10 protein-coding genes are annotated in these 7,591 nt (G+C 64.8%); 2 read left to right on the top strand and 8 right to left on the bottom strand.

The features are described from left to right. The coding region (locus tag AC1DOC_RS11355; RefSeq protein ID WP_478129812.1) for a fibronectin type III-like domain-contianing protein at nucleotides 1-192 on the top strand (192 nt) is incomplete at its 5' end. A gap of 6 nt (nucleotides 193-198) precedes the next feature. Continuing rightward, nucleotides 199-495 (top strand): hypothetical protein, encoded by a 297-nt coding sequence (locus AC1DOC_RS11350; RefSeq protein ID WP_278875621.1) that lies wholly within the window; start codon nucleotides 199-201, stop codon nucleotides 493-495. Nucleotides 496-576: 81 nt separating this feature from the next. Here AC1DOC_RS11350 and AC1DOC_RS11345 read toward each other — a convergent pair whose 3' ends face one another. The 8 genes from AC1DOC_RS11345 to AC1DOC_RS11310 form a co-directional block, all read right to left on the bottom strand. Next, entirely contained in the window at nucleotides 577-927 is a 351-nt protein-coding gene (locus tag AC1DOC_RS11345) for a hypothetical protein (RefSeq protein ID WP_012748237.1), read from the bottom strand. 148 nt (nucleotides 928-1,075) lie between these two features. Beyond that, nucleotides 1,076-1,423, bottom strand: coding sequence for an FmdB family zinc ribbon protein (locus AC1DOC_RS11340; protein WP_478083370.1), 348 nt, complete (start codon nucleotides 1,421-1,423; stop codon nucleotides 1,076-1,078). Nucleotides 1,424-1,434: 11 nt separating this feature from the next. Further along, the gene (fmdA, locus tag AC1DOC_RS11335; protein WP_478080494.1) at nucleotides 1,435-2,667 is read right to left on the bottom strand and encodes a formamidase; all 1,233 of its coding nucleotides are present in this window, start codon (nucleotides 2,665-2,667) and stop codon (nucleotides 1,435-1,437) included. A 27-nt stretch (nucleotides 2,668-2,694) separates the two neighbouring features. Then, a complete protein-coding gene (urtE, locus tag AC1DOC_RS11330) occupies nucleotides 2,695-3,384 on the bottom strand; it encodes an urea ABC transporter ATP-binding subunit UrtE (protein ID WP_028254247.1) in 690 nt (229 codons plus the stop codon). A 318-nt stretch (nucleotides 3,385-3,702) separates the two neighbouring features. Continuing rightward, nucleotides 3,703-4,446 (bottom strand): urea ABC transporter ATP-binding protein UrtD, encoded by a 744-nt coding sequence (gene urtD / locus AC1DOC_RS11325; RefSeq protein ID WP_012748241.1) that lies wholly within the window; start codon nucleotides 4,444-4,446, stop codon nucleotides 3,703-3,705. 25 nt (nucleotides 4,447-4,471) lie between these two features. Next, nucleotides 4,472-5,671, bottom strand: a complete 1,200-nt coding sequence (gene urtC / locus AC1DOC_RS11320; RefSeq protein ID WP_478083419.1) for an urea ABC transporter permease subunit UrtC — start codon at nucleotides 5,669-5,671, stop codon at nucleotides 4,472-4,474. Nucleotides 5,672-5,705: 34 nt separating this feature from the next. Beyond that, the gene (gene urtB, locus AC1DOC_RS11315; RefSeq protein WP_012748243.1) at nucleotides 5,706-6,620 is read right to left on the bottom strand and encodes an urea ABC transporter permease subunit UrtB; all 915 of its coding nucleotides are present in this window, start codon (nucleotides 6,618-6,620) and stop codon (nucleotides 5,706-5,708) included. A gap of 145 nt (nucleotides 6,621-6,765) precedes the next feature. Further along, nucleotides 6,766-7,591: transporter substrate-binding protein (locus tag AC1DOC_RS11310; RefSeq protein WP_478129811.1), on the bottom strand; the 826-nt coding region annotated here is incomplete at its 5' end.

Here is a 7,591-nt window from a genome sequence, read left to right as displayed (position 1 = left end):
CTCAAGAACTTCCGCAAGGTGCGCATCGGGCCCGGTGCGTCGAAGGTGGTCGAGTTCACGCTGCGTCCGGACGACTTGCAGTTCATCGGCCGCGACATGAAGCCGACGGTGGAGCCGGGAGAATTCGACCTGTGGGTGGCACCTTCGGCCGCAGACGGCATCAAGAAGAGCTTCGCGCTCACGCGGGAGTGAGGCGCGGTGGACGATCGGTCGATGATGAAAACACCCCTGCTCGCCGGACGCCGCCTGGCACTCATCTGCGAAACGAGCACCGAGAGCTACAGCTTCGGTCCGGACGGCACGGTCGCCGCGATCCTGGGAGAAAAGAACGGACCTGCATGCGCACCGATCTTTCGCTACAGGGTGCTGTCCGCCGACAGCATCGAGCTGCTGGACGGCGACAGGGTGTTCGCGGCCTGGACGCACATCGAGATCGATGGCGATCTGCTGCGCGCCCGATGCAACGGGCAAGCCAAGGTATTCAGGATCGGATGAGGAACGGCTGGCGGAGAACGCGAAAAACGGGCCCCGTCGGGGGCCCGTTCTTCATTGCGCCGATCAAGGGAGCGATTCGGCTCAGAGGCCGGCCTGGCGCGTGAACGACACGCTGGGCTTCTTGTAGGCTTGCGGCACTTCGTCGCGGTAGAACGCGCGGCGGTCGAGGCTTGCGAGCGGGTCGTGCGCCTTGGCAACGGCTTCGGCCTGGATGGTCGCGCGGTCGGCGGTCGAGGTGAAGGCTTGCGCACCGGCGCTGGCGCTGTCGCCGTATTCGTTGCCGGCGCGGGCGGCGGCAACGGCTTGCGGCGCGACTTCGGCGCGCGAAACGCCGGAGTTCACGGTCAGCACACCTTCGTAGGTTTCTGCATGCGCACCGGCGGCAGCCAGGAGCGAGAGGGCAGCAGCAGCGAGGACTTTCGAGGCATTCATTTCAATCTCCTAATGGGTTGGTTGGTGAAATGAAGTGTGATCCTGAAGTGCCTCAAAAAACCGCGGCAAACGGAATCGCGGCGTTCACGGGATTGAAACAATCGAGCCGGTGCCGGCCCGCTGCATGCCGTGGAKTGTTAGGCCTGCATTAGTGCGAAATCATCCAGGGCCGCTTGGTAGGCGCCGACTTGGCGCCGTTGGGTGCCGTCACCGTCGCACTGCGCCGCGGCGATGAACCCGAGCAGCAGCTGCAGCCCGCCGGATGCTTGAAGCGCGCGTAGTCGCGCGAGCTGCCCGGCTCGTGCCGGGCGCGCTCGTTGGTCTCCATCGCGCGGCGCGTGCCCGAGGCCATCAGCGCGAGCCGCGGCGCGGCCGAAAGCACGCGTGGCGATGCTGCGCCGCAGTCGGGGCATGCGGCGGGATCGTCGCGCTGGCCCGAAGGCCGCAGCGCCTCAAAGCCGCCGCACTGGCCGCAGGCGTAGTCGTAGGTGGGCATGGGCGCGTTCGTCAGGCCAGGTCGTGCGACAGCGGCATGTCGATGCTGCCGTCGATCATCTTCACCGGCCCCGCGGCGTTCGGGTTGATGTCGAAGTCGAAGATCTGCGTGGGCAGCCAGAGCGTGGCGCAGGAGTTGGGCACGTCGACCACGCCGCTGATGTGGCCCTGCACGGGTGCGGTGCCCAAAATCGAATAGGCCTGCGCGCCCGAGTAGCCGAACTTCTTCAGGTACTCGATGGCATTCAGGCAAGCTTGCCGGTAGGCCACGTTCACGTCCAGGTAGTACTGCTTGCCGGCCTCGTCGACCGAGATGCCTTCGAAGATCAGGTAGTCGTTGTACTGCGGCGTGATCACGCTCGGCTTGAAGATCGGGTTCCTGATGCCGTACTTGGCCATGCCGCCCTTGATGAGCGTGACCTTCATGTGCACCCAGCCCGCCATCTCGATGGCGCCGCAGAAGGTGATCTCGCCGTCGCCCTGGCTGAAGTGCAGGTCGCCCACGCTGAGGCCCGCGCCGTCGACGTACACCGGAAAGAACACCTTCGAGCCGCGCGACAGGTCCTTGATGTCGCAGTTGCCGCCGTGCTCGCGCGGCGGCACGGTGCGCGCACCCTCGGCCGCGGCCTTGGCGCGCGCGTCGCCGGTCATCTTGCCCATGTGGGCGGTGCCGGCGAACGGCGGATTGGCAAGGCCGGGCACGCGGTCCGGGTCGGTGGCGATGAGCTTGCCTTCGCGCTCGTTCCACATGTCGAGCATCGGCTTGTCGGGCAGGCAGCCGATCAGGCCGGGGTGGATGAGGCCCGCGAAGTTGACGCCGGGAATGTGGCGCGAGCTGGTGAACATGCCCTTGAAGTCCCAGATGGATTTCTGCGCTTCGGGAAAGTGCTCGGTCAGGAAGCCGCCGCCGTTCTTCTTCGAGAAGAAGCCGTTGAARCCCCAGAGGCTGTCCTGCTTGGCGCCGATGTCGAGCAAGTCCACCACCAGCAGGTCGCCGGGCTCGGCGCCCTTCACGCCCACGGGGCCCGAGAGGTAGTGCACGGTGCTCAGGTCGATGTCGCGCACGTCGTCGGCGCTGTCGTTGTTCTTGATGAAGCCGCCGGTCCAGTCGAAAGTCTCGAGGATGAAGTCGTCGCCCGGGTTGACCCAGCAGGCCATCGGAATGTCCGGATGCCAGCGGTTGTGGATCATCTCGTTCTCGGTGGGCGGCTTGGTCAGGTCGACCTTGATCAGCGTGTCCGTCATTTGCAGTGGCTCCTGGGTGGGTTGTGGTTAAACGGAGAGATAGGCCTTGATGTGGTCGACGTCGGTCTTGTCGCGCGCGGTCTCGTGTACGAGGCGCCCGCCTTCGATCACGAAGAGCCGGTCGGCCACGTCCATGGCAAAGCTCAGCACCTGCTCGGACACGACGATGGTGATGCCGCGCAGCTTGCGGATCTCGTTGAGGGCCTTGGCAATGTCCTTGATGATCGAAGGCTGGATTCCTTCGGTGGGCTCGTCGAGCAGCAGCACCTTGGGGTCGGTGACGAGGGCGCGCGCAATGGCCAGCTGCTGTTGCTGGCCGCCCGAGAGGTTGCCGCCTTTGCGGCGTTTCATGTCCCACAGCACGGGGAACAGCGCGTAGATTTCTTCGGGAATGCGTTTGGTCTTCGAGTTCTCGAGGCCGGTCTGGATGTTCTCTTCCACGGTGAGGGTCGGAAAGATCATGCGGCCCTGCGGTACGTAGGCAATGCCCTTGGCCACGCGCCTGAAGCTCTCGTCGCGCGAGACGTCCTGCCCCGCCACCTCGATGCGGCCGCTCTTCAACGGCAGCACGCCCATGAGGCTCTTGAACAGCGTGGTCTTGCCCATGCCGTTGCGGCCCATGACGGCTATTGTTTCGTTGGCATGGCCTTCGAAAGAGATGCCGTGCAGGGCCTCGCTCTGGCCGTAGGCTACGTGGAGGTCTTCTACCTTCAGCATGATGTTGCTCATCTGGTTGTTCCTCTAAGGCTCTTGTTCAGGGCGTGTGCACAGGMCACYGGGTRCTTCCCTCCGCGAATGTCCCCCGGGCTTCGCCCTCCTCCTTGATTTCGCTGCGGGAAGCACCCCGATGCCCTGTGCACGATGGGCGCGGCTGTGGTGCTGGCCGATCAACGACCGCTGCGCATGACGATCACGCCGATGGGGTGCCTTGCGCAGCGAAATCAAGGGGGAGGCCGCAGGCCGGAGGACATTCGCGGAGCAAGGTACCCCGTCGGCGGGAGCGCGCCCTGAACAAAGCACAACGCAAGACTTCATCTAGTGCCCCAGATAGACATCAATGACCTTCGGATCCGCCTGCACCTTCTCCATCGGCCCCTCGGCCAGGATCTTTCCCTGGTGCATCACCGTGACCTTGTGCGCGATCTGCTTCACGAAGGCCATGTCGTGCTCGATGACGATCACCGCACGGTTCCGGCAGATGCGCTTGAGCAGGTCGGCCGTGAGCTCGCGTTCGCGCGCGCTCATGCCGGCAATGGGCTCGTCGAGCATCAGCAGCTCGGGCTCCTGCATCAGCAGCATGCCGATCTCCAGCCACTGCTTCTGGCCATGGCTCAGCAGGCCCGCCTCGGTGCGCAGCCGGTCGGCAAGGCCGATGTCCTCGGCCACCGCCTGGACCTTGGCCTTGACCTCGTCGTCGCACTTGAACGCCAGCGCGCCGAGCACCGAGCGACCCTTCGGGAACGACACCTCCAGGTTCTGGAACACGCTCAGGTTCTCGTAGATCGACGGCGTCTGGAACTTGCGGCCGATGCCCAACCGCACGCGCTTGTGCTCGGCCATCTTGGTGAGCTCGGTGTTCTTGAACTTGATGCTGCCGGCGCTCGCACGGGTCTTGCCGCAGATCAGGTCCAGCAGCGTGGTCTTGCCCGCGCCGTTGGGGCCGATGATCACGCGCAGCTCGTTCCTGTCGATGTAGAGCGTGAGGTCGTCGATGGCCTTGAAGCCGTCGAAGGAGACGCTGAGGTCTTCCACGGCCAGCGCGAAGTCGGTGTTGCTCATGAGGTGGTGGCTCCGGTGTAGTTCTTCAGGCGCGCTGGCTGCCGACACCGTCGGGCAGCTGGGGTTCGGGCGCCGCGGCCGCGAGCGGTGCTGCAGGCGGCAGTGGCGTGGAGGCCGGCGGCTGCACGGCGGCCTCGCGCAGTGCCTTGCGGCGCTCCTTCCACCAGGGCCTGATCTTTTCGTCCCACAGGCCCGCGAGCCCCATCGGGAAGGCCATGGTCACGCCGATGAAGAGGCCGGCCATCAGGAACAGCCACAGATCCGGAAAGCTCTCCGAGAACAGCGTCTTGCCTGCGTTCACCAGCAGCGCGCCGTACACCGCGCCCACCAGGCTCATGCGGCCGCCCACGGCGCAGAAGATCACCATCTCGATCGACGGCACGATGCCCACGAAGCTCGGCGACATGAAGCCCACCTGCAGCGCGAACATCGCACCGCCGATGCCCGAGAGCCCGGCCGCCAGGCAGAAGGTGAAGACCTTGAAGTTGGACACGTCGTAGCCCGAGAAGCGCACGCGGTCTTCCTTGTCGCGCATCGCGAGCAGCAGCGTGCCGAGCTTGCTGGTCTGGATCCAGCGGCACAGCACGATGCTCGCGACCAGCAGGCCCACGCAGACGTAGTAGAGGACGTACTTGGCGCCGTCGGTGCGCGTGTCCCAGCCCAGCATCGTCTTCAGGTCGGTCATGCCGTTGACGCCGCCGGTGTAGCCCTGCTGGCCGATGATGAGCACTGTGCAGATCAGCGCCACCGCCTGCGTGATGATCGCAAAGTACACGCCGCCCACGCGGCGCTTGAACATCGCAAAGCTCACGAGCCAGGCCAGCGCCATCGGCGCCAGCACCACCAGCGCCAGGCTCAGCGGCAGGCTCTTGAACGGCAGCCACAGCGCGGGCAGCTCGGTGATCTGGTTCCAGTCCATGAAGTCCGGAATGCCCGGCGTCGACTGGATCTTGGTCGTGACGGGGTCGGAGGCCTCGAGCTTGAGGAACATCGCCATCGCATAGCCGCCGATGCCGAAGAACACGCCCTGCCCCAGGCTCAGCACGCCGCCGTAGCCCCATACCATGACCAGGCCGACGGCCACGAAGGCGTAGGTGAGGTACTTGCCCACGAGGTTCAGGCGGAAGATGTCGAGCGACAGCGGCAGCACGACCGCCAGCAGCAGCACCAGCAGCAGGAGGCTGCCGAGCTGGTAGCGCAGGATCGAGGCCTTGATGAAATTCATCATCGGAACGTTCTCCAGGAAGGGTTCGGGTTCATCAACGACGCACCTTGACTGCGAAAAGCCCTTGCGGCCGCATCATCAGAATCAGCACGATCAGCGAGAGCGTCAGCACCTTGGCCATCGAGCCGGTCATGAAGAACTCCGAGATCGACTGCGTCTGCGCAATGCCGAAGGCCGAGACCACGGTGCCCAGCAGGCTGGCCGCGCCGCCGAAGGTGACGACCAGGAAGGCATCGACGATGTAGAGCGAGCCCGAGGTCGGCCCGGTCGAGCCGATGGTGGTGAAGGCCGCGCCCGCCATGCCGGCAATGCCGCAGCCGATGGCAAAGGTCAGGCGGTCGGTCTTCATGGTGTCGATGCCGGTCGCGTTGGCCATGGTGCGGTTGGCCACGGTGGCGCGCACGCGCAGCCCCCACCGGCTCTTGTGCAGCGCAAGCAGCACGCCGCCGGTGACCAGCGCGGTGAGCGCGAGCACGAACAGGCCGTTGATCGGAATGTCCAGGCCTTCATGCGGCGTCCACGAGCCCATGAGCCACTCGGGCAGCGTGGGGCTCACTTCCTTCGGGCCGATGAAGGTGCGGAAGATCTGCTGCAGCCCCAGGCTCACGCCCCAGGTGGCGAGCAGCGTGTCGAGCGGGCGCTTGTAGAGATGGCGGATCAGCACCCACTCCACGATCCAGCCGACGATGAAGGCGAACACGAAGGCCAGGCCGATCGCGATCGGAAAGTAGTACGGCATGAACGCGGGCGCCAGGCTTTCGGTGACGCGCGCGGCCAGGTAGATCGAATAGGCGCCGATGGTCATGAACTCGCCATGCGCCATGTTGATCACGCCCATCTGGCCGAAGATGATCGCGAGCCCGAGGCCCATCAGCAGCAGCACCGCGAACAGGCTCAGCCCCGCGAAGCCCTGCATCAGGCCGATGTTCATCATGTCCGACAGAGTCATGGCAACGATTCCGGTGTTGGGTATTGGCTCCTTCCCCTTCCGGGGGAAGGTTGGGATGGGGGCAGGCAGAGCGAGCCCAATGGTGGCGCCGCTTGCCCCCACCCCTGCCCTCCCCCGGAAGGGGAGGGAGAAAGTCATCAGGGGTTTATTGATATCCCTTCGGAAACGGATCCGGCTTGATCAATTCCGCCGACTCCGCCACCACCTTGAACGTCCCATCCAATTGCCCCTGCCCGATGCGCGCCTTGCTCCACAGATGGTGGTTCGCATCCAGCTTCACGTAGCCCTCAGGCGCCGTCTTCAGCTCGATGCCCGGAGAGCCGGCCACCACCTTGTCCACGTCGAAGCTGCCGGCCTTCTCCACCGCCGCCTTCCAGAGCCACGGGCCGAGGTAGCCGGCCTGCGTGACGTCGCCGATCACCGCGTCCTTGCCGTACTTGCCCTTGAAGGCTTCCACGAACTTCTTGTTGTTCGCGTTGTCGAGCGACTGGAAGTACTTCATCGACGAATAGAAGCCCGCGAAGTTCTCGCCGCCTACGCCGGTCATCTCGTCTTCCGTGACGGCCAACGTCAGCAGGAACTGCTTGTCGCCCGTGATGCCCGCGGCCTTGAGCTGCTTGTAGAAGGCCACGTTCGAGCCGCCCACCACCGCCGCGAAGATGCAGTCGGGCTTGGCGACCTTGATCTTGTTGATCAGCGAGTTGAAGTTGGTGTGGCCCAGCGGGTAGTACTCCTCGCCCTTGACCGAGCCCTTCTGGAAGTTCTCGATGTGCTTGCGCGCGATCTTCATCGAGGTGCGCGGCCAGATGTAGTCGGAGCCCACCAGGAAGAAGGTCTTGGCCTTCTTCTCCTTGGCGCCCCAATCCAGGCCCCAGATGATCTGCTGCGTGGCTTCCTGGCCCGTGTAGATCACGTTCTTGCTCTGCTCCAGGCCTTCGTAGAAGGTCGGGTAGTACAGGAGGCCGTTCTCC

The sequence above is a fragment of the Variovorax sp. 01T439_2 genome, from assembly GCF_056398445.1.
This window is presented reverse-complemented; position numbering and strand designations above follow the sequence as displayed.